The organism is Bartonella sp. AP4SXKL (assembly GCF_042195845.1).
Lineage (GTDB): Bacteria > Pseudomonadota > Alphaproteobacteria > Rhizobiales > Rhizobiaceae > Bartonella.
Window position 1 is genome coordinate 225,038 of record NZ_JBHIPA010000002.1, and the last position, 26,511, is coordinate 251,548.

The window sequence follows — 26,511 nt, forward strand, 5'->3', positions numbered from 1 at the left end:
AAGTCCCTATAATCCAATAAATTATCGGAGACTTTCATACCAAAATATTATGGATTAGCAAAAGTCTTTTCCTGCTATCTTTAGAATATATGCATAGATATAGGCAACTTCTTCTAGCTTTGAAAAACGTCCAGCTGCACCAGCGTGCCCTGAATCCATATTAATACGTAATAAAATTGCATTATCGTCTGTTTTTAGGTCTCGTAATTTTGCCACCCATTTTGCAGGCTCCCAGTAAGTTACACGAGGATCTGTTAATCCTGCCATCACAAGTATAGGGGGATAGTTTTGAGCTTTGACATTATCGTAAGGGGAATAGGAAGCAATAAGCTTATAATCTTCTTCTGATTCAAGAGGATTCCCCCATTCGGCCCATTCTGGAGGAGTGAGTGGCAATGAAGCATCTAACATTGTCGCTAAGACATCAACAAAAGGCACATTTGCTACGATCCCAGCAAAATCCTGTGGAGCTATATTGGCAATGGCTCCCATCAACATCCCCCCTGCTGAACCACCATGAGCAATCAGCCGGTCGTGAGAAGTGAATTTATTGTTTACAAGGTAACGCCCACAAGCAATAAAATCTGTAAATGTATTGTGCTTAAAGAGATGTTTTCCTTTCTCATACCATTCTACTCCCTTTTCTTTTCCTCCGCGAATATGAGCAATAGCGTAAATAAAACCTCTGTTTACTAGAGAAAGTACATTACTATTGAAACTGGCAGGTATAGAGATCCCATAAGCACCATAACCGTAAAGCAGACAAGGCGCACCACCATCAAGGGGAGTATTTTTGTGATAAAAAAGTGAAATAGGAATCTTCTCACCATCGTCTGCTATTGCTGTAATACGTCGTGTTACATATGCATCTTTATTATGCCCAGAGGGAATTATTTGCGTTTTTAAAAGCATTCGTTTACAATTTTTCATCTCATAATCAAACACTTGATCAGGTGTTGTCATAGACGAATAGGAAAAACGAATAGTTGGACTGTTATATTCTGCAACTCCTTGCAGACCTAAAGAATAAGCCTCTTCAGTAAAAGCAATGGAATTAACTTGTTTAGTGGTACGTTCCATTACTTTTATACGTGGAAGCCCCTCAAAACGTTCGATCCAGACAAGAAAATCTTGATAAGCATCATGGGATAATATTAGGCACCCAAGCTGATGTGGAACAAACTCAGACCAATTTTCTGATTGTGGAGATGTATATGGCGCTACCATAATTTTGAAATCTTTTGCATTATCTAAATTGGTCAGAATATAAAAGACATCACCACCTTCTGTAAGTGAATATTCAATACCTTTTTGTCGTTTCCGTACACATTGGGGAATAGTAAAAGGCGCCTCAGCAGGAATTAACCAGATCTCGGATGTTTCATGATCATGAATATTAATATAAATAACATCATTAAGCTTAGAACCGCTTACATCTAAGAAAAAACCTGGATTGTCTTCACGAAAAATAAGCTTATCTTGTGATTGATCTGTGTTTAATTGGTGATAATAGAGCTCTGAAGGTCGGTGGTTTTTATCCATCTTAGTATAGAAAAAACCTTCAGATCTAGCATCCCATACAATTTGACCAGATGTATCAGTAATTGTGTCCATACAGTCAGACAATGTCTCAAAATTACGAATTTTAGCTGTATAGAATTCTGATCCTTTGTCATCATAGGTCCATACCACATGTGTATGGTCAGGAGATTCTTGAACTGAACCAAATTTGAAATATTCTTTGCCTTCTGCCAAGACATCACCATTAAGGTACACGTTTTTTTCTCCGCCATTCCTTGGTGTCCGAAAATAATGTGGTTGTTGGCCTCCGGTAACATAAGAGAATCCGTAAGCAAAAGGACCATGTTTTATAGGAACAGAACTATCATTCTCTTGGATCCTGTTTTTCATTTCGGTAAAAAGCAAATCTCGTAATGGTTTTGTATCAGCCATTTGAGCTGATTGATAAGCATTTTCTTTTTCAAGATAATGTCGAATATTGGGATCAAGACAGTTAGGATCTTTAAAAACATCTTGCCAGTTAGACGCACGTAGCCAATGATAGGGATCATCACGAAAAATACCATGATATATTTCCTTATGAGTGATTCTAGATGCTTTGGGAGGAATTGCAAAAGTGCGAGTCATACACAATCCTATATTAAAATATGTTAATAGCTTCGTTTATATGTTAGAATCACAATGATTGATGCAAGTGTAAAAACCTATAAGTTCTATTCACTTGCAAAAATAGCACCATGATAATTTTTAAAACTAATACCTTTCTGTTCATTACATATCACAGCTATTGTTTTCTAGGGATATAACACCACTTTTATAATGAAAGTGACTGGTAAAACAATTAAACTATTAGAAAAAGAATTGATTTTTTTTGAAACAGTATAATCGCATAATTTTACAGAAAGGAATAAATATATCTAAAATATTATTATTACTGTATAAAAAATAAAAATGTCCTATCTCCTTTTAATGAATAGTTTTATATTATAAATAATACTATTATGTCATATTTATAATATATCATGTTTTTTATTATTAAATTTTATAAATATAAATAATAAAAACAAATTTAAAACTTATTAAACATAAACTTACTAAACTATAAGTATTCAAAACAAAATATAATAATTTATATATTATATTTTTATAATTAGTAATTTTATTTTTACGTTCTCAAAAAAAATAAATAAATTTTATCATATATTTTTTTATATTTGTGATGTATTATATATTATGTATGATATGTTATAGGGTAAAAATATATTTTAGCATGTAATAATTTCGTTTTTCTTATTGTATATTATGACAAAAAATAGGTATTTATTTGATTTTTTTGTGTTTTGGCAATTTTATAGAATAATTGAATTGACAAAAAAGATTTTTGTACAATATGAAACTCATGTGCATGAGATCTTTATATCATGAGTATATGCACTATATCTCGATTTTGAATTACTCAATTTTAAATTAAAGGAAACAAGAATGGAACATCGTGCAGTCTTAGAGACTGAAAGCAATTTAGTTATTACATTGGTTGCTGATATTGTTGCTGCCTACGTGAGTAATAATTCTATTCGACCGACTGAAGTGCCAAGTTTAATTGCTGATGTCCATGCTGCTTTTCGTAAAGCAGGGAATCTAGAGTTAACAGAAGTCGAAGTTGAAAAACAAAGGCCTGCCGTTAATCCGAAGCGTTCAGTATTTCCTGATTATCTCATTTGCCTTGAAGATGGAAAGAAGTTTAAATCTCTAAAGCGTCATCTCATGACACATTATGGAATGTTGCCAGAGGAATATCGTGAAAAATGGCAGTTAGATAGTTCTTACCCTATGGTGGCGCCTAATTATGCAAAAACACGATCGGCTTTGGCCAAAGAAATGGGGCTTGGACGCAAAAGCAAACGGAAAAAAACTAAATAATCTTATTTTGCGAAAAAATGGTTTCGTGCATAAAGTTGATTTTAGTATACATGTTTTGTGTGAAGCTTTTGTATATATAGCAATTTCTACCAAGGGGATTACATATAGCTTTCGTTACGAATCCGTTTAATCATTGATTTCAAACCATTTGATCGTTGTGGTGTAAGATTTTCATTTAAACCAAGTTTTTCAAAGAGCTCTTGAGCATCAGAATTGCGAATTTCAGAAGCTTTTTTGCCTGAATAAAAAGCAAGAAGTATGTAAATGAGTCCACGCACAATATGAGCATCGGAATCACCTTGAAACGTCAATATTGGATCTTTTGAGTTATTACGTGAAGATAGAAGCCACACTTGGCTAACACAACCAGGAACTTTGTGAGCATCGTTTCGAGCGCTTTCTGGAAAAGGTGGCAATTCATAGCCAAGCTCGATGACATAACGATAACGATCTTCCCAATTATCCAAAAGCGAAAAGTTCTCTATAATATTACCGATTGTTTCCGCCATTATTTTAGTCCTGTTTCGTTTGAATAATCATTCTTGAATACACTTATAAAAAATAAATATTTATTCTTCCTAACATAAATAACACGAAGAACGTTAAAAATCCTTATTTCAAGATAACATTGCATGGTTTTGTAAGAACTCTTGTATTTCGATTTTGTAAGAAACATTAGGGGAAGTCTCTGATATCATTTTTGTTTCCTAATATGTTCCCTAAATATTCATAAGCAGCTCTTGCACCGTAATATGCGCGCTCACCAAGTGAACTTAAAAAGGATTTTCCTACTTTGCAGGTTTTTATATTACGGTCACAAAATGCGCCTAAGTCATTTAAGGCTTCCTTAAAAGCAACAATCACATCGCTCGTTGTTGTCTCATTATTTTGGGGGCTAGAAGAATGATTACTGCTTGGATCTGCTACAAAAAATGAAATAATGACAAAAATAAAAAATAAAAAAAATGATAATTTGATTAAAAAACGTATCATGGACAATCAATGTACCGCAGTGGTAAATACAATAAAAGAAGCATTTTATACACTGTTGCTTTATAAACAATTTATAAAATGTGCTTTTTATAAAATTGAGTATTCATGTATTGGATCTATATCATTGGCTTTTTTATAAATATGGCACAATTCCGCTGTATAAAATGGGATACATTGTCTATTCAGTAAAAAATTAACATCAAAATTATACACTTACAAGCTGGTCATGTTAATGAACATACTATGATAAAAAATGAGAGAGATAATCGTGTGGTGTACATAATTATTTTAAATAATAGTCCACCATCTTAGCTTAGTTGAAAAAGCTAAAAAGAGTAAACTCTGTTATTCTGACTCTAGTGTCGATAAAATATTTATATTATCTATAAAATTTTTACTGGAATGTTATGAAAATAGTCAACCTGTCAATAAAAACATCAAAAAATAACTGCATCTCTTATGATTACATCTCAAGCCAGTTTTTTCTATAACATTGTAAACATAAATTTAATTAATACTTATGAAAATTATTTAATAGAAGGAATTTATACCAAAATATAATAATATTAAGAGATAATTATTATTACCAAACCGTTTATGGATAAGTAACCATCTATATGTAAATTATAAAGAATAGATAATGATTGTCATCTTTTTAGCGTTATAGGCAAATATTTTCAATTTTATTTTAAATAATAGGCAAACATATGCCCCAAAATGAAGAATAACGTGGCATTATTGTTTAGATAATTATATGTGATAATGCAGTTTGCAAATACCAAAATGATCTTGAATGCTAATCATTTGGTGCTCTCTTTATACACATTAAAGATTTGTATAAAATAAAATGAATAAACGTTGATAAGAACTCTTGTTGATTTATCAACTTATAAATTGATATAATGAAGCCGCTCATTTTAGGAGTTTGAAAGGAAAAATCAATAATGTCAATGCACTTCTCTCTGGCTGGAAGTAAAAACTGATTCATATTCGTTTCCTAATTTATATTTGTTTCTTTGTAAAAAATAAACGCAACTGAAAATAAAAGTAATGGCAACAAAACGAAAGACCTACCGAAAAAAAACTGTAAAACACCGTAAATACTATAGTAGTATTGTTATAACACTTCTTCTTATAATTTTTCATTTTATTTTTTGGAGTGCAAAAACTCTTTATTTCTATACACGAAAAAATACTTTATTTTTTGTTGGATCTTTTCTTTTTAGCATTAGTTTTTTATTTATTTCATTTAATGCTTTATTTTCGCAAATGACAACGCATCAAAATATTTTAACTCAAATGAAATTTTCCTCTGTTCAAAGTATAGGTAAGAGCTCTACTTTATCGGAAAAAGAAGAAAAATCACAAGAACTCTCCCGTGTAACTTCTGTACATTCTCAAAGCCATAAGCACACAAATTCACCTTTACCCTCTCAATCAGCAAGCATGCTGGAAAAGCAAAAAGAACTAGCAAAATTAGGACTTTATGATGGACCATTAGATGGACTGGAAGGACCTAAAACACGCCGAGCCATCACTTTATGGAAACAGCAAACTGCTCAGAGAATGCAAAAGAATGTTCTATCTAATCCCGCAGCAGATGAAATCGCGATATTAATTAAGCAAAGCGAAATAGAAACAAACAATACAAAAAATATGGCACACTTAAAAGAAGCTATTTTAGAGCCTTCTGTTGAAGATATTATACAAGTGCAAAAAGCTTTACATATTTTTGGGAATGAGGAGGTTATTGTCACAGGAATAGAAGATCAAAAGACGATAGAAGCCTTAAAACAGTTTCAAAAAATATTTGATCTTCCTGTAACAGGTAAAATTAATCACACAATTTTAATGAAAATGCGTGAAATTGGTTTATTAAATTGAAGCTAATCATAATAATCTCTTAATTTATAATGATAATTCATCTTTCGTTTGTTTAATGCTCCCCTCAAACATTCCTTCATCTCAAGCCCTCTTATTTTCAATCAATCAGAATGGTTTTCTTACACATTACATATTGAGCCGTATAATTTGCTTCAAAAAAACCACAACCGATTGCAGAAAAAAGAATATTGCAAAATAGCAAACGCGCTTGTTCTAGCATTTTTATTGCCTCTGATGATAAAAGGACACGAAATTTTTGTAGTATCATGTAAACCTTTCATATTATCGAACCACGAATTGTCCATATATTATCGTCAATTTGATCTTTATAAATATGATGCAAAGAATTTGTGCAAACACCTGTAAGGATAAATAGACGTAAAGCTAATTGTGTTATGGTTGTTGTTTTGCAAAGTGTCTGATAAAAAACCGGCACTTCTCTCTAATCTATTGCTGGAAAGTTATGTGTTTTATGACATTGTCTTCTTAAGAGAGCGTGTGCGTTTAGTATTGCCTATAAATCAACATCCAAACTTACCGCAGCAGTATGTTTGAAAAAAATGTTAAGACAGTTTAGTACTTCTCTCAGCTGTTATAGCTTTTATATGCCAAATGGAGGCAAGAATATTACGCATCTCTGTTTGTATAATCTCTTAAAACAGGAAAACAGCCTAATTTGGGAAAAATATGAAAAGTTAAGGTAAAAACCAGTTTTCATCTTTGTCATTTCCTTTTAATTCAGCTTTACGCCTTTCAAAGACATCTAAAGCAATATCTTTAAAATAACGGAAATTACCTATTGCCTCATGCTCTTACTTTATCACATGTCTTTTTGGTCTCACTCCCCCTCACCTAAAACAAAATGTCCCAAACGGAATATACTTGGATTGCCATTCACGGGCTTTCTTAAAAAACATCTCTAAAGCACCTAAAACCACTTCGCAACAACGCCCATGAATAATAATAGTAGTCCCACTGCACGCGCCGCGCATCATCTTTACGCTTTTTGTCAAGAAGCAAGCCGGCACCATTACACACTGTACCTACCTTCAATTTGTGACAGCTCTTGACACTTGAGACGTTTCATAAGAGGCATATCCTTGCTTTATTTTTTTATCTACAGACGCTCATCCCGCCTGTAACATACAAAAAACATGGTTTTGATTGATTCATTATAAAAGAAGTCGAAATAAGAAGATCTTATGATATTTACAGCTTTCATTCAATATGAGAAATAAAAAATTATCTTTATAAATCAATAGATTGTGTAACTTTGATATTCCTTTATAAATGTAAAGATGGGAGTGCATAATGGAGTTTATAAATTTTGGGAAGATTTTTATAAACTTACGGGGAGTTTTACATAATCCCCATTCCACGAATATCAATGTAAAATGGGGCATCCATTGAGAAATGTCTATCTCAAACAGCATGATGCGCAAAAAAAATGCATTTGTTTGGAGCATTCTATTTTGCGTGAGGAGCTCATTCCCCTATAAAAAAGCAAACGCGTAAATTGACTGCACAATAACACGTTTCTCTCTATCAAGAGGTTCGCCAATAAAAAGTGCATTAATAATACATCTTTGTCTATCCTGTGCTTTATATTTTCTCTCATAAACCTCTAAAAAAACACTTTCTCGCGTAACACAACTTATCGTGCATTTTAGAAGCATTTTTATTCCCTTTATTAAAGAAAATAAAAGAATATATAAAAATTTATTTCAGTAAAATAACGATACAACAAAAAATATTAACCCATTACATCCTTTTTGCTATTGCGGCCTGAGCTGCTGCTAAACGAGCAATTGGCACTCGAAAAGGAGAACACGAAACATAATCTAGGTTATTTTCTTCGCATAAAGCAATAGAGGCAGGATCGCCTCCATGTTCACCGCAAATTCCCAATTTTATTTTTGCACGCTTTGAGCGTCCACGCTGTGCAGCAATGGTAATAAGTTCCCCTACTCCATCACGGTCAATAGACACAAAAGGATCTTGCTCTAAAAGACCTTTTTGAAAATAGGTTGCCAAAAAAGGAGCTGCATCATCACGGGAAATCCCAAAAGTAGTTTGTGTCAAATCGTTTGTTCCAAATGAAAAAAATTCAGCAGTTTCAGCAATTTCATCTGCTCGAAGCGCCGCTCTTGGAAGTTCAATCATCGTCCCAACCATATATTGAATAGTGCTTCCCTTTTCTTTCATCACTTCCTCAGCAACCTGATCAATACGCGCTTTCACAAAATCGAGTTCAGATTTAAGCGCAACCAGTGGCACCATAATTTCAAGCATAACAGGAGATCCAGATTTTTGGGCAGCTTCTGCTGCTGCTTCAAAAATCGCCCGCGCTTGCATTTCTGCAATTTCAGGATAAGTAATAGCTAAACGGCATCCTCGTAATCCAAGCATAGGATTAAATTCGTGCAACTGCTGAGTGCGTTCAGCAAGCACTTCAGCAGAAACACCCATAGCTGTTGCAACATCAAGAATTTCTGCTTTCGTTTTAGGCAAAAATTCATGTAATGGTGGATCTAGCAAGCGGATAGTAACAGGTAAACCACACATAATTTCAAATAATTCACTAAAATCTGAACGCTGCATTGGCAAAAGCTTATCTAGTGCTTTACGACGACCACTTTCATCATGACTTAAAATCATTTCACGCATGGCAACGATACGTTCATCAGAAAAAAACATATGCTCCGTACGGCAAAGACCTATACCTTCAGCCCCAAAAGAGCGCCCCATACGGGCATCAGATGGTGTATCAGCATTAGCGCGAACTCTTATACGTCGCATCCCATCAGCCCATTCCATTAATTTTGCAAAGTCTCCGCAAAGCTGAGGCTGCAACATTGCAACTTTCCCTTTGAAAATTTCTCCACTTCCACCATCAATTGTGATAACATCACCTTTTTTTAGGCTTTCTCCTGAGGCAAACAATGTATTTGTGTTATAATCAATCCGCACACTGCCAGCACCAGAAATACATGGTTTTCCCATCCCCCGCGCAACAACAGCAGCGTGACTTGTCATACCGCCACGCGTTGTTAAAATTCCTTCTGCAGCATGCATACCATGAATATCTTCTGGACTTGTTTCTACCCGGACCAAAATAACTTTGCGACCTTCCGCCGACACAGTTTCTGCCTCTTCTGAAGTAAAAACAATTTCACCAGTTGCGGCTCCAGGAGAAGCAGGTAAACCACGTCCTATAACAAAACGTTCTGCTTTAGGATCAAGTGTTGGATGCAAAAGTTGGTCCAGCGACTTTGCATCAATACGCATCACAGCCTCTTCACGGTTTATTAACCCCTCCTCAACCATTTCAATTGCCGTCTTGAGAGCCGCACGAGCCGTGCGTTTTCCTGAACGAGTCTGAAGCATCCATAATTTACCTTTTTCAATGGTAAATTCGAGATCTTGCATATCCCGATAATGCTGCTCAAGCTTCTGCGCAATCTGACATAATTTCAAAAAAGCCTCAGGCATAATTTTTTCTAACGACGGTCTATTTGAACCAGCAACAATACGCGCACTTTCTGTAATATTTTGAGGCGTTCGAATGCCCGCCACAACATCTTCCCCTTGCGCATTAACTAAAAATTCACCATAAAGTTCTTTTTTCCCTGTCGATGGATTGCGTGTAAAAGCAACACCTGTTGCCGAATCTTCTCCCATGTTACCAAAAACCATAGCTTGCACATTAACTGCCGTTCCCCAACTTTCAGGAATGCTATGTAAACGGCGATAAGTAACTGCACGTGCTGTCATCCAACTTGAAAAAACGGCTCCAATTGCCCCCCATAACTGTTGTTCAGGATCTTGTGGAAAAGGGGTTCCTAATTTTTCTTCAACATAGGCTTTATAAGAAATAATAACATTCTTCCAATCATCTGCTGTCATTTCTGTATCAATAGTGTAACCATTGCATGCTTTTACTTCATCAAGAATCTCTTCAAAATACGAATGGTCTAGCCCCAAAACAACGTTAGAATACATTTGGATAAAACGCCGATAACTATCATAAGCAAAACGTTCATTATTGGCTTGTAAAGCAATTGCTTTTACAGTTTTATCATTCATGCCAAGGTTCAGCACTGTATCCATCATCCCTGGCATAGAAGCCCTAGCCCCTGAACGAACAGACAGCAAAAGTGGTCTTTGTTCATTCCCAAATTCACGTCCTGTTTGTTCAGCAACGTATCTTAGTGCTTGCTTAACAGATTCCTGTAGCTCTTCTGGATATGATTTGTCATGGGCATAATAAAAATTACAAACTTCTGTTGTCAGCGTAAATCCGGGTGGTACGGGCAAACCAAGATTACTCATTTCTGCCAAATTAGCCCCTTTACCTCCGAGAAGGTTACGCTCACTTGCACTTCCTTCTGCCTTTCCATCTCCAAAACTATAAACCCATTTTTTCACTGTACAAATCCTCCCATATCAGCTTCAAAACATCATTCAACCCAGGCTCACTTAAAAGCAATGATTTGATTCAAAATTGGCTCAACGATATCGCTTCATAAATGCATAATATTAATCCTTCCAAAAGAGATAATGACCAAAAGTATCACTATCCATCTTCTGGAAGATTAAGATTCAGTTTTTTAGAAAACTATCAATCACCGAAAAAAATTCTTCTACTTTCATGGCACCTTCATATTTACTACCATTAATAAAGAAAGTAGGTGTTGCTGTGACACCAAGCTCTTTACCGCGTTCAAAAGATGCATTTACTTCATCTAAAATGGACTGATTTTTCAAACACGCAGTAAAACTTTCATCTGTAAAACCAGCCATTAAGCCAATTTTCTTCAATGGTGTTAGAGCATTTTTTCCGAAAGCCCATTCATTTTGTTTTTGAAATAAAACTTCTATCAAAGGAAAATAGCGATCTTCCGGTGCACACCGTGCCAACATAAAACCTGCTGTTGCCCGAGGATCAAAAGCATATTCTCGGAAAATAAGTTTTACTTTTCCTGTTTTGATATATTTTTTACGAATTTGGGGAAGTATATCATTATAAAAATGCGCACAATGGGTACATGTCAACGAAGCATACTCAACAATGACGACTGGTGCATCCGCCTCTCCCTCAAAGCGATCCTTTACTTTACCCGATTGGAGAAGCTCTGCCATATCAACAGTCGCCACTGATTTGGGATCACGCGCTAAAGCAACTGTTACACTGTTTTGTACAATCGTTATGAAGAGAAAAATTATCCCGAAAGATAAAAAAGAACGATATTTTACCATAAATAATACTTTTCTGTTGTTATTAACGAATAGGAATCCTATGCTTTCTCATATATTAAAGAAAAATATATAAAATATCTTTCTATTTATTATTTTTTTCCAAAAAAATGCAACAGCCAAGTTGATAAAGTGCTTGGTGCAAACTTTTATCTTCAATTCCTTCAAGCATTTTTTCCACGTATTTTTTGTCTTGTTCACTCAAAGGCGGTTTTAGAGGCAAGTGATTCATAAAAACCGACATACTCCTTTGCTCAATCTTGATGCGATCAATAGCAATGTAGCCAAAAAATCCGTTAATTCTATGAAGTAATTCCTCTGTTTCATGCATCAATTTTAACGCAGCAAATCCTTCACATGCGACAACAAGTGTTGCTGGCTGAAAAACTTCATCTTGATCTGCACGACGTTTCCAAATAATTTTAAGCGGCATTGTATGTTCACTGATATCATAGCCCGCAATCTGTGGCCAATGTTCTATAAGCGCTACATTAAGCCCTGTCCGTTTGCGTAAAACTGGATCAAGTATTTTGTATACCGCCTCAGAAAGAGAATAAAAGATACGTTTTTTAAGTTGTTTTCTCATTTTTAGATCATTGTTCAAGCGCTTACTAAATTAAAATCATTTGTTTCATCTAAAAATTGTTGCCTCCTCAATTTATGAAATATCAACAAAATAAAAAGCCTTTTCTCACCAGAGCCTTGACAATAAAAGAGCAAAAAACATGAATTACAAAATAAATAATTTTTTCTTTTGCATTTTATATCTCCCTATGCTTGAAAGCAATCATGTATGAAATTTCTTCGCACCTCCTTGCTTGGTACGATCAAAATCACAGACATCTTCCATGGCGGATTACCCCCGAAAAGCAAAAACAAGGTATCCGTCCTGATCCTTATCAAGTTTGGCTTTCTGAAATCATGCTTCAACAAACAACCGTTGAAACAGTTAAGCCTTATTTTAAAAAGTTTCTAAAACTATGGCCTGATCTTTCCTCTTTAGCAAAAGCCTCCCAAGATGATATCATGAAAGCATGGGCTGGACTTGGTTATTATTCACGCGCACGTAATCTTAAAAAATGTGCGCGACAGCTTGTTGAAAACTACGCGGGACAATTTCCACAATCTGTAAAAGAATTGCGAACTCTAGCCGGTATTGGAGATTATACTGCCGCAGCCATTGCTGCGATTGCTTTTAACCACCCTGTAGCAGTGGTTGATGGTAATGTCGAACGTGTGGTAGCGCGACTTTTTGCTATCACTTCAATATTGCAAAAAGCAAAAGTTGAAATTAAAGAAAAAACACAAAAAATTACTGCTTTAAATCGTCCTGGTGACTTTGCTCAAGCAATGATGGATTTGGGAGCAACAATTTGTACTCCACGCAAACCATCTTGTTATACCTGCCCTCTTCAATGTTTATGCAAAGCAAAAAAGATGCAACAACCGGAGTCTTTTCCAGTTAAAGCCCCTAAAAAAGAACGCCCTTCAAAAACAGGTATTGCTTTTGTGGTCCTTAATAAAAAGAGACAAATTTATTTGGAAAAACGACAGACGCAAAAGCTCCTTGGTGGAATGACCCAAATTCCTAACAATATTGGCATAAACAACGAAAATGGGCTACAAAACGCACCCTTTACTGCCAATTGGCAATTCAAAGGACAAATTACGCATGTTTTTACTCACTTTTCTCTAAAACTTGATGTTTACTATACCGAAGATGTTCATGAAATGAATTGTGAAAATGGTTGGTGGTGTAACATTCAACATCTTGCCGAAGAAGCATTACCTACTGTTATGAAAAAAGCCATTTCCGTAGCACTTCCCAATTCTTTTAGATTTAAATAACCTTCCCTATTCATAAAAATGTTTTCTAATGGAGACTTTTGTATCTCTAGCGATCATTTATTAATCTGTAAAAGAAAAATTTAAAAAAATGAAATAACCAATTTTTTCTACAGACAAAAATTAAGGAGCGATAGAAACGCTTAGAAGCTTTAGATTTAAATTTCAGGATCTATCCTTTTTTCGCTTATGACGGAGCAAGTTAGCACCATCGTTATATTTACCAGCCCCCTCAACATCCCTTGGTACGTGAAACGGATTATAAGAGGTACTTTTAGTTCTTTCGTTAACAATTTTTATTCACACGCCAACCCCGTTTATGACATGCAAGAAAGTAATTTTCATCGATTCAATATGGAACAAATTTGAAATAAGAAAACTTGACGATATTCCGAGGGCAATTCGATATGAGTTGCGCTAAATTATCTTTATAATCAATATATTATATGCACTTTACAGATGTACGTATTCAAAAAAGCACTTAATTTTGAACTTCTGAATGAACCTTTTAATTCTGATATTTCATTTTTATAAGCTTATATTGAAATTTTACTGTTTTGGAACTAAAATGAGAACATAGAGTGAAAATTTCTCATTTTAATTTCTTCTAAAAGAAGCATAAAATACTCGCTTGTCGCTTACAAGCGAGATTTAGTGTGTCAATAAAAAACATCTAAGAAAGGCTAAAACACCCTCACGTCCATCTCAATCAAGATCAGGTATATTGGTGGTCAATAGAATGAAGCGATCAGCTTAGTTCATAAAACACCCGTTTTTAACATTTGTGAACGTATGATCATTCTTAAATGATCTATGGACTTCAACCGTCCATTTTCCTCATAATACCAAAAGGTCCAACCATTACAACTCTGCGAATCTTGAGCCTTTCTTCCCATTGCGTGAATTGAGCCCGCTTCACCACCATGCATAATCGTACCATCAGCTCTTACAATAGCAGATACTTGCTTCTTACGATCATACAGAACTTCTCCAGGATAGAGTAAACCTGCTTCAAGCAAACTGTTGAATGCTACGCGCGGTTCTGCTTTTTTTCTATCCAAAATCGCTAATTCTGGTTGCGCTAAAGGTTGAACCGCCGCAATTCTCTCACATGCTGCATCGATGTAATCTTGCTCGCGTTCAATCCCAACAAAATCACGCCCTAAAAGCTTGGCAACAGCACCTGTTGTTCCCGAACCAAAAAACGGATCGAGAATAACATCACCAGGTTTACTAGAAGCCATAATAATACGCGCTAATAACGCTTGCGGTTTTTGTGTTGGATGTAATTTACGCCCCGAATCATCCTTTAAACGTTCAGCTCCAGTGCAGAGAGGGAAAAGCCAATCTGAACGCATTTGTAGATCTTCATTTGCCGCTTTTAAGGCATCATAATTAAATGTGTACTTTTTATCTTTTTGATCTCGCACGGCCCAAATAAGCGTCTCATGAGCATTTTGAAAACGGCGCCCTCGAAAATTAGGCATCGGATTATTCTTGCGCCAAATAATATCATTAAGCATCCAAAAACCTAAATCTTGTAATGCCGTCCCAACCCGAAAAATATTATGGTAAGATCCGATAACCCAAAGTGTTCCGTTGGGTTTTAATACACGACGACAAGCAAGCAACCATGCACGAGTAAAAGCATCATAAGCAGCAAAACTCTCAAACTGATCCCATGCATCATCAACCGCATCAACAAGCGAATGATCTGGACGGTATAAAGCTCCATCCAATTGCAAATTATAGGGTGGATCCGCAAAAATCATATCAACAGAATGTTTTGGAAGTTTTTCTAAAACGGAAACACAATCTCCTTTAAAAATTTTATTGCGCCATGGCATTTGTGAGGGAGTACGAAGGAAATCTTTTTGAAGCTGAATAACTGTCATGAAAAACCCAACAAAATTAACTGAATTTGCCCTATAATCAACCAAAATAGTTTATAGGCCCGCATTACCAATCTATATTTACAAAATAGCGTAAACGTATCGTTAAAGTTCTACAAAATTGATGATTGTTTTTGTTTTTTTAGTAAAAAAAAACTTTCATATGAATGAAACCTTAATTTTCTTTTTTTCAATGTACTGTTCCCATATCTTTTATTTCGTAAAAGAATTAAGAATCATTTTCAAAGCGTATTTTTATGAAATAAGATCTTCTCAATATCGTTTTCATGAAAGTTGTCCATCTCGTAACATGTAAAGGAATATCTTATGCCTCAGATAGATCTTATTATTTTTGATTGTGACGGAGTTCTCGTCGACTCTGAATATCTTGCAGCAAAAATTGGATCTCAATTGCTCAAACAAACAGGATATGAAATATCACCCGAAGAATTGAGTGAGCGTTTTGCAGGGCTTATCTTTCGCGATATTCTTAAACACGTTGAACAGGAAACAGAAAAACCTATTTCTGCTCATCTCATAGATCAAATGACTAATATTTTTCGTACACAAATAAAAACTAAATTACGGGCTATTGATGATGTAAGAGAAGCTGTAGAAATTATCCAAACACGCTATCCCTACTGTATCTGCTCTAATGCAAAAAGCGTAGATATAAAAGAGATGCTCATCACGGTTGATCTCTATGACCTTTTTGAAGGTAAAATATTTTCAGCACCTGAAGTTGGAACAAAAAGAACGAAACCGGCCCCTGATGTTTTCCTTTTTGCCGCACAACAATTACAGGCAGAGCCCCAAAACACTATCGTTATAGAAGATTCACTTCATGGTGTACACGCAGCCATAGCAGCAGGCATGCGTGTCATCGGCTTTACGGGAGGATCACATAGCTATCTTGGCCACTCTAATGCACTTGCAGAAGCTGGTGCAGAAACAGTTATTGCAAAACATGCTCATTTAGGAGAAGTCTTAGAAGCAATGGCAGTATGGCGAGATCTATTATAAAAAATCTCTTGAATATATCAATTTGTAAACTCTTGTAAGAAGCATTTTTATTCAAATGTCCTGCTCTTCTCGCTGCTCCTTTTATAATAACTTCAATAAATGCGTAATTCACGACACGGGTGAATTGCATCTCAATGTGAAGGAAAAATATAGCACCTCATTGAAATCATAAGTCTGTTAACCATTGCACGTACTTAAAAAAAAGCCAAAAACAGGGGTGCCAACTCATGAAAATTAAACCCTGCTTATCTATCTCAACTCCGATATCCCACTCCCAACCTCAGCAGCTCATCCTGATAAATTATTATATTTGTCAAAAAAGGAATATTACGATGCCTTGCTCGATAAGATGTGAGAATTGCTAGCCTCTTTCATCTGATCAAAAAAATCACATACTATGGTAAAATTGTAAGGGATGTGCCTATTGATCATGGAAAAAATATTAAAATTCGCGGAATCTATGGAACACAAGACTTTATTGAAAATGACAAATGCGTCCTTGTTGATTTACAAAGGCTTATATTTACTCAATCCAAATCTCATAAACTTGTTGAAGGCTTATTTACTTTGCTGCTTAAATAGTATTTTAACAGCATCAATTGGTACAACCTCCCTAAGATTACAAAAAACAAAAAGAATACACTCTTATGAAGATGTGCATTTTATAAAAAATATTTCATACCAAGTAATTTACAGACAATATATTGATTTATAATCATAATTTATCATGATTCAAATTAAGCAAAAAAACCGAATATTGTAAGATTCTCTCATTTCAAACCTAGATATGCTGAATTAAATAAATAAAGAAATAAAAATGCCTTTTAATGAATCATCTCAAAAGGCAAAAATTGTAGCAACATTAGGAGCGAGAAAAGTGTATGGCAATGCCATCTTTCTTCTTTATAAACGTCAAAAATTCTGATGCCCTAAGAATTTTATATTATGGGGGCTTTATCATCATATCTATCATTGCAAAATAGGCTTGAGTACCTTGAGAACGGTTTCTTTAAAAAAGCACATAAATATGAAACATATAATCATGTTAAACAAGCGACAGCGATACCAATAGTTGCTTAAAATTTTCCGAAAGCACTTAATAGCCTTTTTAAATAAGCAATGAAATCAGATCTTTTCAAAAGTAATCCACTTTCTAAAAATAAAAGCGGCTTTTCAGTTTGGAAAGAAGAAAGTGTTGAAAATATTATCTAATGCTGATCTTTCGGCACTCATAAATATGTCTAAATTATATTCTTCTATACACTGCCTTGCATCATAGTAATATGCTGTTCACATTGGCGATAAAAAGATAATATCATTTATCTCTATCCAATTCGAGCTCTACTTTACACTATGAGAAAATTGTACATTTTTTAGTATCTATAACATATTATTATCTATAAGATAAATGTATATATTTAATAGTAAATTAAGCAGTATTATTCTGCTATAACGATGCAATTAAATAACCATTGAATAATATATATAGAACACAAATTCTATAATAATGACTATCTATAATAAATACTATAAATAATAAAATTTTATCGTGTCCATTCATATTTTAATTGTTAATAATATTTTTATAACCACATCATAATTTTCATGTTTTCTATTATACTATCAATAATAAATAAATTTTTATATATTTAATATGTAAAAATTTTGATCAATTTTATTATCTATAAATGTATTTAAAAAAATATATTAATATCATTTATAAAAATTATACGACAACCATATGTTATTTTATATATAACACATAATAAAATATTGTATAAAGTTTTTAAAAAATATAATTTGTAATTATTACTGTTACTTTTTTACAATAACGTTTATAAAAATTATAGTTATATTTTTATATGTATTTTTATTATTGACTAAAAATACATATTGAACTATATTACTTGTGTATAGTGTGAGATACATAAACATTATGTATATTTCTTACATATATAACTTAAAAATATTTGAGGTAAAGTTATGGTAAAAATATTTAAAAATTATATTTTAAGCATTTTTATAGCGAGCACTTTTTTTATTTCACAAACTGTAAATGTTAATGCAAACTATTTGAAAAACGATACTCCAAAAGAGGAACTTTCTGTTTTCCCAATGGAACAAGTAAAATATGCGAAATCCGATGTAGTTTCTACGACTGCTTTCTATGCTCCGTCTGTAAATTATCAAACAGAACATGGAACAATAGGTGAAGGAAAATTTGAAAAGGTCGTTGAGCCTATGACTATAGGAATGGGGCTATTGTTTACTGGACATGTAATGAGCTTTATAGGATCGATAATAAGTTGGATAAAGGACATAGTATTGATGTTCAAATAATTCAACCTCGTCTAGAACTCTATAATAATAGCTTTATTATGTGGCTATAATTCATTGTAAATAATTACATAATGAAGCTCATTATGCTACAAAATATAATTGTTGTAGATTACATCCAAATATCCAAAGTATAAATTAAGTATAAATTTACTTATATATATTGAATAGTATAAATCTTTGAGGTAAATTATGATTAAATTATTTAAAAATCATATATTAAGTATTTTCATTATGTCTGCCTTTTCTCTTTCTCAGGTTGTAAATGTGCATGCAAACTCTTTACAAAATAGTACTCATCGTGAGAATATTTTTGTTTCTGCAATAGAACAGAAAAGAAAGGATGCAGTCCATACCGTTTCTCTCTATAGACCTAGTCTAAATCGTGGAGTGGGTAATGAAGCTACTATTGAAGGAAAATTTGAAAAGGTTGTTGAACCTCTTACACTCGGGGCTTTTGGTATGGGGATGGCACTTGGATATGCATCAAGTACGATAGGCATGTTTTTAGGATGGATAATAAGTAAAATAATATTGTATTTTAAATCTCGTTAAAATTGAAATTTCATCAGAATAAGACCTTCTCATATGAAATATAAACTATGAACATATTCCGTGTTTATCCATTGTTGATGACAAAAACTAATGAATTATCACACTAAGAGTGAAAAAAGCTTTAAATGCTTCTGTTTCTCTCAATGTGCACTAATTCTGCCGATGCATCTATTCAATTCAGATTAAAATAAAAGTATTGGTGGTAAACTATGATTAAAGTATTGAAAACTTACGTATTAAATATTTTTATAGCAGTTGCTTTTCTGCTTTCACAAGTTATAAATGTTCATGCCAATCATTTGAAAAATGATACTCAATGGGAAACTGTCTCTTTAATAGAACAAGGAAAGAAAAAAGCTATCGATATAGCTGCTCTTTATGTCCCAAGTTTCACTCATAAAGCAAAAAGTGAATCTGCCTTTGAAGGAAAATTTGAGAAAGTGTTTGAACCAATTACGCTAGGAGTTTTTTCTACAGTAGGAGCTTTGGGTTTTGGATTCTTGACTGGATCTGTTATGGCCATATTTAGCGGGATAATCGGATGGGCAATAGGAAAAATTAAAGGCAAATAATTCAAAGATACTTAGTTATTTTTTTCTATTTAAAATGAAAATACTTTACAGCCTGCTTCCCATCATTTAGCAGGCTGTTGTATGTTTTCTATGGATAAACTTTAGGTTACCATACTGTATAGCACAAATATAATATCTATTATTATACAAAGTGATAAATTAAGCTAAAAAAGATTATTCAAAGTATAGATTTGCGCACGAAGTGCCATAAAATTACCTTATAAATCTTCCAATGTGAGTTCTGAGATGTATCATTTTAACATTCAGTTTAGCAGATTTAATTGTTACAAAGTATTAAGAGCATAAAATAACTATGAATGATTGAGTTTTATACAAAAGTTCTTCAATAAATACCATTCTATCTATTTAATTTTATTATTTAAGAAGGTGTACAAGTGAAGATACGTTGTAAAATTTAAGTGAATGAATAATAGAGAAAAAAATTTTGACTGTAACAGATTTTCTGTGAACATTTGGCGTTTATATCTCAAAAATAAAAATGCTTAAGGCTATTTCCTTTCATTATTGAATTAAAAAGAAGAAAAGAAGCTCTATCCATTTAATAATTTAAATATTATGAAAAACGTGAAATAAATAACTTCATCAATTTGCCAGAAATAAAAAAAGGATAAGACTTATGGAATATATCAGCACGAGAGGTGAAGCTCCTGCTTTAAGCTTTACGGAAACAATCATGACAGGGTTGGCAAGTGATGGGGGACTTTATTTGCCAGATAAATTTCCTCAGCTATCATTTGATGCGTTACGAGCACTTCGTGGTCAGTCCTATACAACAATTGCTAAAACTATTCTGTGGCCCTTTGTGAATAACGAAATCGAATATACAGCTTTTGAAAATATGATCGCTGAATCTTATGCAACCTTTCACCATCCAGCAATCTGTCCGTTACGACAAACTGGAGCAGATGAATTTATCCTTGAACTCTTTCATGGTCCTACTTTAGCTTTTAAAGATGTAGCAATGCAGTTTCTTTCTCGACTGATGGATTATGTTTTGACTGAAAAAAATAGATGTGCAACGATTATTGCTGCAACATCAGGTGATACAGGAGGAGCTGCAATACAGGCTTTTGCTGGAAAAGAACACTCAGATATTTTTATTTTATTTCCTAAAGGACGTGTATCGCCTGTTCAACAACGGCAAATGACAACCAATCATTGTTCCAATGTTCATGCCATTGCCATTGAAGGAAATTTTGATGATTGCCAAGCTCTTGTCAAAGCAATGTTTAATGACCACAATTTTCGTAAAAAAAGAGCACTTTCAGGTGTTAATTCTATAAATTGGGCGCGTATCATGGCGCAAATTGTTTACTATTTTTCATCTGCACTTTCTTTAGGAGCACCTGATAGAGCTGTTTCATTTACTGTTCCTACTGGAAATTTTGGTGATATTTTTGCAGGTTATGTCGCAGCCCGTATGGGATTACCCATTGCTCAACTGGTCATCGCAACGAATGATAACGACATCCTTGTACGTACATTGACCAGTGGTACTTACAAAACACAACCAATAGTCCATACAACATCACCTTCTATGGATATTCAGGTCTCTTCTAATTTTGAACGTTTGCTCTTTGAAAGTGGCAATCGTGATCCAATGTGGATTCGCAATGCAATGGAAAACTTGAAAAAAACGGGTCTCTTTACTCTTGATGAAAAGCAACTCAAAAATATTCGTTCCCTATTTTCCGCTGGAAAAAGCAACATGGCTGCAACAGCTCAAACAATTGATAGTGTCTATAAGGAAAGTGGCTATCTTGTTGATCCACATACAGCGGTCGCTCTTCAAGTAGCGCGTGAAAACAAAAAATCGCATATTCCAATGATCGTTCTTGCCACGGCTCATCCAGCTAAATTTCCTGATACTATTAAAAGCGCTTGTGGCCTTCATGCTCCATGGCCATCTCATCTCAATGATGTAATGAAACACGAAGAACATTTTATAAATCTTGCTAATGATGAAAAAATAGTAAAAGATTATATTTCTTTAAAATCGCGTGCATCTTATTAAAGTTAGCTGCATTAATTTAAATCAAGAATATTCTGATACCCTTACAATGAGGTATTTAGCTTATTTAATGGAGTTGTAAATACATGGATGTAGATATATGTCGCCTTAGTAATGGTTTGACTATCGCCACACATACAATGCAACAAATTGATAGTGTTGCCCTCGGAATATGGGTTAAAGTGGGCTCACGCAATGAAACCTCCACACAGCATGGTATTGCTCATCTTCTTGAGCATATGGCTTTTAAAGGAACCGAAAACCGTACTGCTTTTCAAATTGCAACCGATATTGAAGATGTTGGCGGTGAAATCAATGCTACAACCAGTATTGAAACAACAGCTTACTTTGCACGTGTTCTTAAAAGCGATATCCCACTTGCTATAGATATTTTAGCCGATATTTTAATGCATTCAAAATTTGACGACGATGAACTAGAACGAGAAAAACAAGTAATCTTTCAGGAAATTGGTGCTGCCCATGACACTCCTGATGACATTGTTTTTGATCACTTTACAGAAACAGCCTTTCGTCATCAATCCCTTGGACGCTCTATTTTAGGAACAGCTAAAACTATTCAATCATTTACATCTACTGATCTCCATGATTTCATCAATAAACAATATAGTGCAGATCGTATGATTGTCGTTGCTGCAGGAGCTGTAAAGCACGAAAGTTTCTTGCGAGAAGTTGAAAGTCGTCTTGGTACTTTTCGCTCCCATTCAACCGCACCTCTTACTAATCTTGCAAATTATGTCGGTGGCGACTTTCGTGAATATCGCGATTTAATGGATACACAAGTTGTTCTAGGGTTTGAAGGACGTGCTTATCACGCGCGTGATTTTTATGCAGCCCAAATTCTTTCTATCATTCTTGGTGGTGGTATGTCTTCACGTCTTTTTCAAGAGGTAAGAGAGAAACGTGGATTATGCTATTCTATTTATGCTTTTCATTGGGGATTTTCAGATACTGGGCTTTTTGGTGTTCACGCAGCTACCGGACAAGAAGGGCTCAAAGAACTTATTCCTGTGATTCTTGATGAACTTTCCAAGGTCAGCAAAAATATTCACGCCAACGAACTGCAACGAGCACAAACGCAATATCGTGCAAATCTGACAATGTCACAGGAAAATCCCTCTAGTCAAGCACATCTCATTGCTCGCCAAATACTCCTTTATGGTCGACCAATTCCAATATCGGAAACAATTGAACGCCTCAATCTCATCACTCCTAAAAGATTAACTGATTTAGCACATCGTCTTTTTACAAACTCCACTCCAACACTAACTGCTGTCGGACCTGTAGGACCCCTCATAAATTTTGATGATTTAACGTCAACTCTTTCATACAAGCTAAAGTAAAAACTTCTTTTCAAAGCAGCATCACAATAACATCACATATTTTATCATAAAATTTACCACAAAAGCTCTCCTCATTAAATAAGTTTTGGAAATATTGGGCAAATAGGCGTACAAAACTACCCAATTCATACTTCATGTGATAAAGATTCTAATAAGTGAAGGTATATCCGTGAAATCTGGAAATTCATGGTTTAACTTTGCCCTTTTAAAATATAAAACTTCATTCGCTTCAGGTTCCATTGAAGCAAATGGGTGTGTGGTCTATTTGTATATAAAATCACATAACTTAAGAAAAAGTGATAACAATTTATTATGTAAATAAATTATAAAAGGTGGACGTTTTTTCTCAAAAGTCGAAATGAAAATTAAACATCCTAAAATATTGAGAGTGGGACATTGTGAAGAGTTTGCGTAAAATAATTGACATCATTTTCATTGTAGTCGTTAGTTCTTTTGTCCATCTTACATCAGCACAAGCAATTGAACCAGTTAAAATTTCTTCTCAAGATGCTGCTCTTGATCTCTCAAAAGCAATTGAAATTCACCATACAAACAACTCTATTTTTCAAACAAGTACAGCACCAGGACCAGATGGTATTGTATGGCGTATTGAAGTGCAGGCAAAAAATGAAAAATTTTCCGGAAATTGGGCAGTTTTTTCTCTTGCAAATCCAACAGATGAACAAGTTGATCGTCTCATCGTTGCCCCCCATTACCGCATGGCACGTTCTGGATTTTTTTGGCCAGACCTTGGATCATCAAGGATTCAATCCATAACGCCAAGCGAAGGTTTTTCCCTCGATCGTCAACTTAGTGCAAACTCTGATATCTTTCGTATTACCCTTAACCCTGGTGCTGTTATTACATTTGTGGCCGAACTTAACTCTGCAAATCTACCGCAAATCTATTTATGGCAACCTGAAGCTTATAAAGATGCAATTAATTCTTATACGCTTTATCATGGTATTCTTCTTGGGATATCAGGTCTCTTAGCGCTTTTGTTAGCTGTTCTCTTCGTCGTCCGTGGAACAGGGCTGTTTCCTGCAACAGCGGCAGTTGCTTGGGCAGTGCTTTTTTATATTGGTATTGACTTCAACTTTTTAAATAAATTCTTTGCAGTTACACTCACAACCCAACCAATCTGGCGTGCTGGTACAGAAGTAGCACTTACTGCTACACTCTTCATTTTTCTTTTTACCTATCTCAGCCTTAACCGCTGGCATTATCATTTTAGTTACGGTGCTATCGCTTGGACCATTGCGTTTTGCAGTCTAGGAGCCTTTGCTATTTATGATCCCATCAGAGCAGCTGGAATTGCGCGTTTGTCTTTTGGCCTTACCGCTGTGCTTGGTATAATATTAATCATCTATTTCTCAATCAGAAGCTATGACCGCGCCATTATGCTTATTCCAACATGGTTGCTCATTAGCTTTTGGTGTGTTGGAGCCTATGCCTGCATAGCTGGACATTTAAACAATGATATTATCCAGCCAGCATTAGCGGGAGGATTAGTGCTCATTGTTCTTCTCATAAGCTTTACTGTCCTGCAACAAACTTTTTCTAATGACGCTTTCCATGAAGGAATATTTTCCGACCTTGAACAACAAGTACTCGCAGCAAAGGGAGCTGGAAATATTATTTGGGATTGGAATATTGAGCGTGATCGTATTGTTGTACATCCAAACATGGCAACCCTTTTTGGTACTGAAATTCATAACCTCAATGGACCTATGCGCAACTGGATTTCAGCCTTGCACCATGATGATCGTGAACGCTTTCAAGCCGTATTGGATATCATTCTTAAAAATAAAAAAGGGCGCATTGATCAAATTTTTCGGCTTTCTTCCGGTGGTGGTTATTATCATTGGTTTTCTCTTCGTGCACGTCCGGCTATGCAAAAAGATGGAAAAATCACACGTGTCATTGGAACCATTGTCAATATTACTAACCATAAAAAATCCGAAGAACGCTTATTGCATGATGCAATCCACGACAGCTTAACTGGACTTCCTAACCAACAAATTTTCTTTGATAGACTACAAAATTATACCTCTTTAGCGAAAGCAAATATCAAAATTAGACCAACTGTCTTTATGATTGATTTTGACAATTTTCGCCAAATTAATCGCAAATTAGGCATAGCAGTTGGGGATACTGTACTGCTTATAATCGCACGTCGTTTAAATCGTCTCATTAACTTTCAAGACACCTTATCGCGTCTTTCAGCAGACCGCTTTGCAATTATTTTACTCAGTGAAACCGAACCACAAAAAATTGCAGCATTTGCAGATCATTTGCACAAAACAATTTCAGCACCTATTTCACTTTCAGAAAATAAAATAATCCTTTCAACCTCTATCGGATTGGTTACATGGAGTGAAAGCCGGTCGACGGCTAAAGATATTTTTAATGATAGTGAGTTAGCGATGATTCGCGCAAAACAAATGGGTGGGAACCATATTGAACCTTTTCGTCCTAATTTTCGCACTTTGGGTCTCGAACATAATACTCTGGAGAAAGATGTCCATTATGCCATAAAACGTAATGAGATGAAAATCCTCTACCATCCTATTCTTAATTTATCAGACGGACATATTATTGGTTTTGAAACAATTGTAGAATGGCATCATCCCACTTATGGAAATTTAAATGTCTCTGATTTCATAAAAATCGTAGAAAATGAACAAATTGTTATGGATTTGTCACAATTTATCATCGATAATGCCATTATTGATCTTATAAATGTACAAGAAAAGTTTTCCCAACAATCTTTCTTTATTTCAATTAATTTACCAAGCGCAGAAATGATTCATCCTCGTTTTATCAGTCAATTGCGTGCCGCTTTGCTTCGCCATCCGCTCCACAAAGGGCGTCTGATGATTGAAATATCTGAATTTGTCTTAAGAAATAATCCTGAACAATCAGCGCACTTTCTTGAACAAATTAAAACACTTGGAATGAATCTCGCACTCGATAATTTTGGAACAGGTTATTCGTCTCTGACCTATCTCGTACGTTATCCATTTGATATGGTTAAACTTGATCGTTCACTTATCTCAATCGACTCTCTTAAGAAGAAAATTGTTCTAAAGTCTATCATTAATATGGCAACAGATCTTAATTTGCAAATTATCGCAGAAGGTGTTGAAAATGAAAAAGAAGCAATCTTCCTCCGTCAAGAAGGCTGTAAATATGTTCAAAGTACACTTGTGACGAAACCGATTGCCATAGAAGAATTAATTACGCTCGTTCAGAGCCATTTCCCTTATAAAATAAAAACATAAGGGATAAAATAACGTGTAAAGTTAAAAAGCTTAGAA

At 34.6% G+C, this 26,511-nt stretch carries 17 protein-coding genes and 1 pseudogene; 10 read left to right on the forward strand and 8 right to left on the reverse strand.

The genetic code is table 11. The features are described from left to right. Positions 1-54: 54 nt before the first annotated feature. Positions 55-2,148: a S9 family peptidase gene (locus ACFIMI_RS02115; protein ID WP_375628285.1), complete on the reverse strand. Its 2,094-nt coding sequence runs from the start codon at positions 2,146-2,148 to the stop codon at positions 55-57. A gap of 855 nt (positions 2,149-3,003) precedes the next feature. Here ACFIMI_RS02115 and ACFIMI_RS02120 point away from each other — a divergent pair. Next, positions 3,004-3,441 carry a MucR family transcriptional regulator gene (locus tag ACFIMI_RS02120; RefSeq protein WP_012754848.1) on the forward strand — a complete coding sequence of 146 codons (438 nt, stop codon included), beginning with the start codon at positions 3,004-3,006 and terminating at the stop codon, positions 3,439-3,441. A gap of 98 nt (positions 3,442-3,539) precedes the next feature. Here the strand turns inward: ACFIMI_RS02120 and ACFIMI_RS02125 are convergent, their stop codons facing one another. Both ACFIMI_RS02125 and ACFIMI_RS02130 read right to left on the reverse strand, forming a co-directional pair. Beyond that, entirely contained in the window at positions 3,540-3,950 is a 411-nt protein-coding gene (locus ACFIMI_RS02125) for a SufE family protein (RefSeq protein WP_375611146.1), read from the reverse strand. A gap of 108 nt (positions 3,951-4,058) precedes the next feature. Further along, positions 4,059-4,434: pseudogene (locus tag ACFIMI_RS02130) on the reverse strand (DUF5330 domain-containing protein). A 1,050-nt stretch (positions 4,435-5,484) separates the two neighbouring features. On the opposite strand from ACFIMI_RS02130, the gene ACFIMI_RS02135 reads away from it, so the two are divergent. Continuing rightward, positions 5,485-6,318, forward strand: a complete 834-nt coding sequence (locus tag ACFIMI_RS02135; protein WP_375692203.1) for a peptidoglycan-binding domain-containing protein — start codon at positions 5,485-5,487, stop codon at positions 6,316-6,318. Positions 6,319-6,415: 97 nt separating this feature from the next. Here ACFIMI_RS02135 and ACFIMI_RS02140 read toward each other — a convergent pair whose 3' ends face one another. The 4 genes from ACFIMI_RS02140 to ACFIMI_RS02155 all read right to left on the reverse strand — a co-directional run bounded on the left by ACFIMI_RS02140 (position 6,416) and on the right by ACFIMI_RS02155 (position 12,160). Next, positions 6,416-6,586: a hypothetical protein gene (locus ACFIMI_RS02140; RefSeq protein WP_375640278.1), complete on the reverse strand. Its 171-nt coding sequence runs from the start codon at positions 6,584-6,586 to the stop codon at positions 6,416-6,418. Positions 6,587-8,079: 1,493 nt separating this feature from the next. Beyond that, a complete protein-coding gene (gene ppdK, locus ACFIMI_RS02145) occupies positions 8,080-10,746 on the reverse strand; it encodes a pyruvate, phosphate dikinase (RefSeq protein WP_375613012.1) in 2,667 nt (888 codons plus the stop codon). A gap of 174 nt (positions 10,747-10,920) precedes the next feature. Further along, on the reverse strand, positions 10,921-11,577 hold the full coding sequence (locus tag ACFIMI_RS02150; RefSeq protein ID WP_375611143.1) for a DsbA family protein: 657 nt from the start codon (positions 11,575-11,577) through the stop codon (positions 10,921-10,923). Between the two features lie 82 nt (positions 11,578-11,659). Beyond that, positions 11,660-12,160: a DUF721 domain-containing protein gene (locus ACFIMI_RS02155; protein WP_375611142.1), complete on the reverse strand. Its 501-nt coding sequence runs from the start codon at positions 12,158-12,160 to the stop codon at positions 11,660-11,662. Positions 12,161-12,363: 203 nt separating this feature from the next. On the opposite strand from ACFIMI_RS02155, the gene mutY reads away from it, so the two are divergent. Continuing rightward, positions 12,364-13,422, forward strand: a complete 1,059-nt coding sequence (gene mutY, locus ACFIMI_RS02160) for an A/G-specific adenine glycosylase (RefSeq protein ID WP_375613013.1) — start codon at positions 12,364-12,366, stop codon at positions 13,420-13,422. A gap of 755 nt (positions 13,423-14,177) precedes the next feature. On the opposite strand, the gene ACFIMI_RS02165 is transcribed toward mutY, so the two are convergent. After that, complete coding sequence (locus ACFIMI_RS02165; protein WP_375613050.1) at positions 14,178-15,266, reverse strand: site-specific DNA-methyltransferase; 1,089 nt, start codon at positions 15,264-15,266, stop codon at positions 14,178-14,180. Positions 15,267-15,638: 372 nt separating this feature from the next. On the opposite strand from ACFIMI_RS02165, the gene ACFIMI_RS02170 reads away from it, so the two are divergent. The 7 genes from ACFIMI_RS02170 to ACFIMI_RS02200 all read left to right on the forward strand — a co-directional run bounded on the left by ACFIMI_RS02170 (position 15,639) and on the right by ACFIMI_RS02200 (position 26,475). Continuing rightward, positions 15,639-16,334 (forward strand): HAD family hydrolase, encoded by a 696-nt coding sequence (locus ACFIMI_RS02170; RefSeq protein ID WP_375613014.1) that lies wholly within the window; start codon positions 15,639-15,641, stop codon positions 16,332-16,334. Between the two features lie 1,983 nt (positions 16,335-18,317). Further along, positions 18,318-18,674 carry a hypothetical protein gene (locus tag ACFIMI_RS02175; RefSeq protein WP_375613015.1) on the forward strand — a complete coding sequence of 119 codons (357 nt, stop codon included), beginning with the start codon at positions 18,318-18,320 and terminating at the stop codon, positions 18,672-18,674. A gap of 189 nt (positions 18,675-18,863) precedes the next feature. After that, on the forward strand, positions 18,864-19,226 hold the full coding sequence (locus tag ACFIMI_RS02180) for a hypothetical protein (protein WP_375613016.1): 363 nt from the start codon (positions 18,864-18,866) through the stop codon (positions 19,224-19,226). Positions 19,227-19,435: 209 nt separating this feature from the next. Further along, positions 19,436-19,798: a hypothetical protein gene (locus tag ACFIMI_RS02185; RefSeq protein ID WP_375613017.1), complete on the forward strand. Its 363-nt coding sequence runs from the start codon at positions 19,436-19,438 to the stop codon at positions 19,796-19,798. A 637-nt stretch (positions 19,799-20,435) separates the two neighbouring features. Beyond that, positions 20,436-21,833 carry a threonine synthase gene (gene thrC, locus ACFIMI_RS02190; RefSeq protein WP_375613018.1) on the forward strand — a complete coding sequence of 466 codons (1,398 nt, stop codon included), beginning with the start codon at positions 20,436-20,438 and terminating at the stop codon, positions 21,831-21,833. Positions 21,834-21,916: 83 nt separating this feature from the next. Then, complete coding sequence (locus tag ACFIMI_RS02195) at positions 21,917-23,191, forward strand: M16 family metallopeptidase (RefSeq protein WP_375611135.1); 1,275 nt, start codon at positions 21,917-21,919, stop codon at positions 23,189-23,191. A 398-nt stretch (positions 23,192-23,589) separates the two neighbouring features. After that, positions 23,590-26,475 carry an EAL domain-containing protein gene (locus ACFIMI_RS02200; RefSeq protein ID WP_375638053.1) on the forward strand — a complete coding sequence of 962 codons (2,886 nt, stop codon included), beginning with the start codon at positions 23,590-23,592 and terminating at the stop codon, positions 26,473-26,475. The last annotated feature ends 36 nt before the right edge of the window (positions 26,476-26,511 follow it).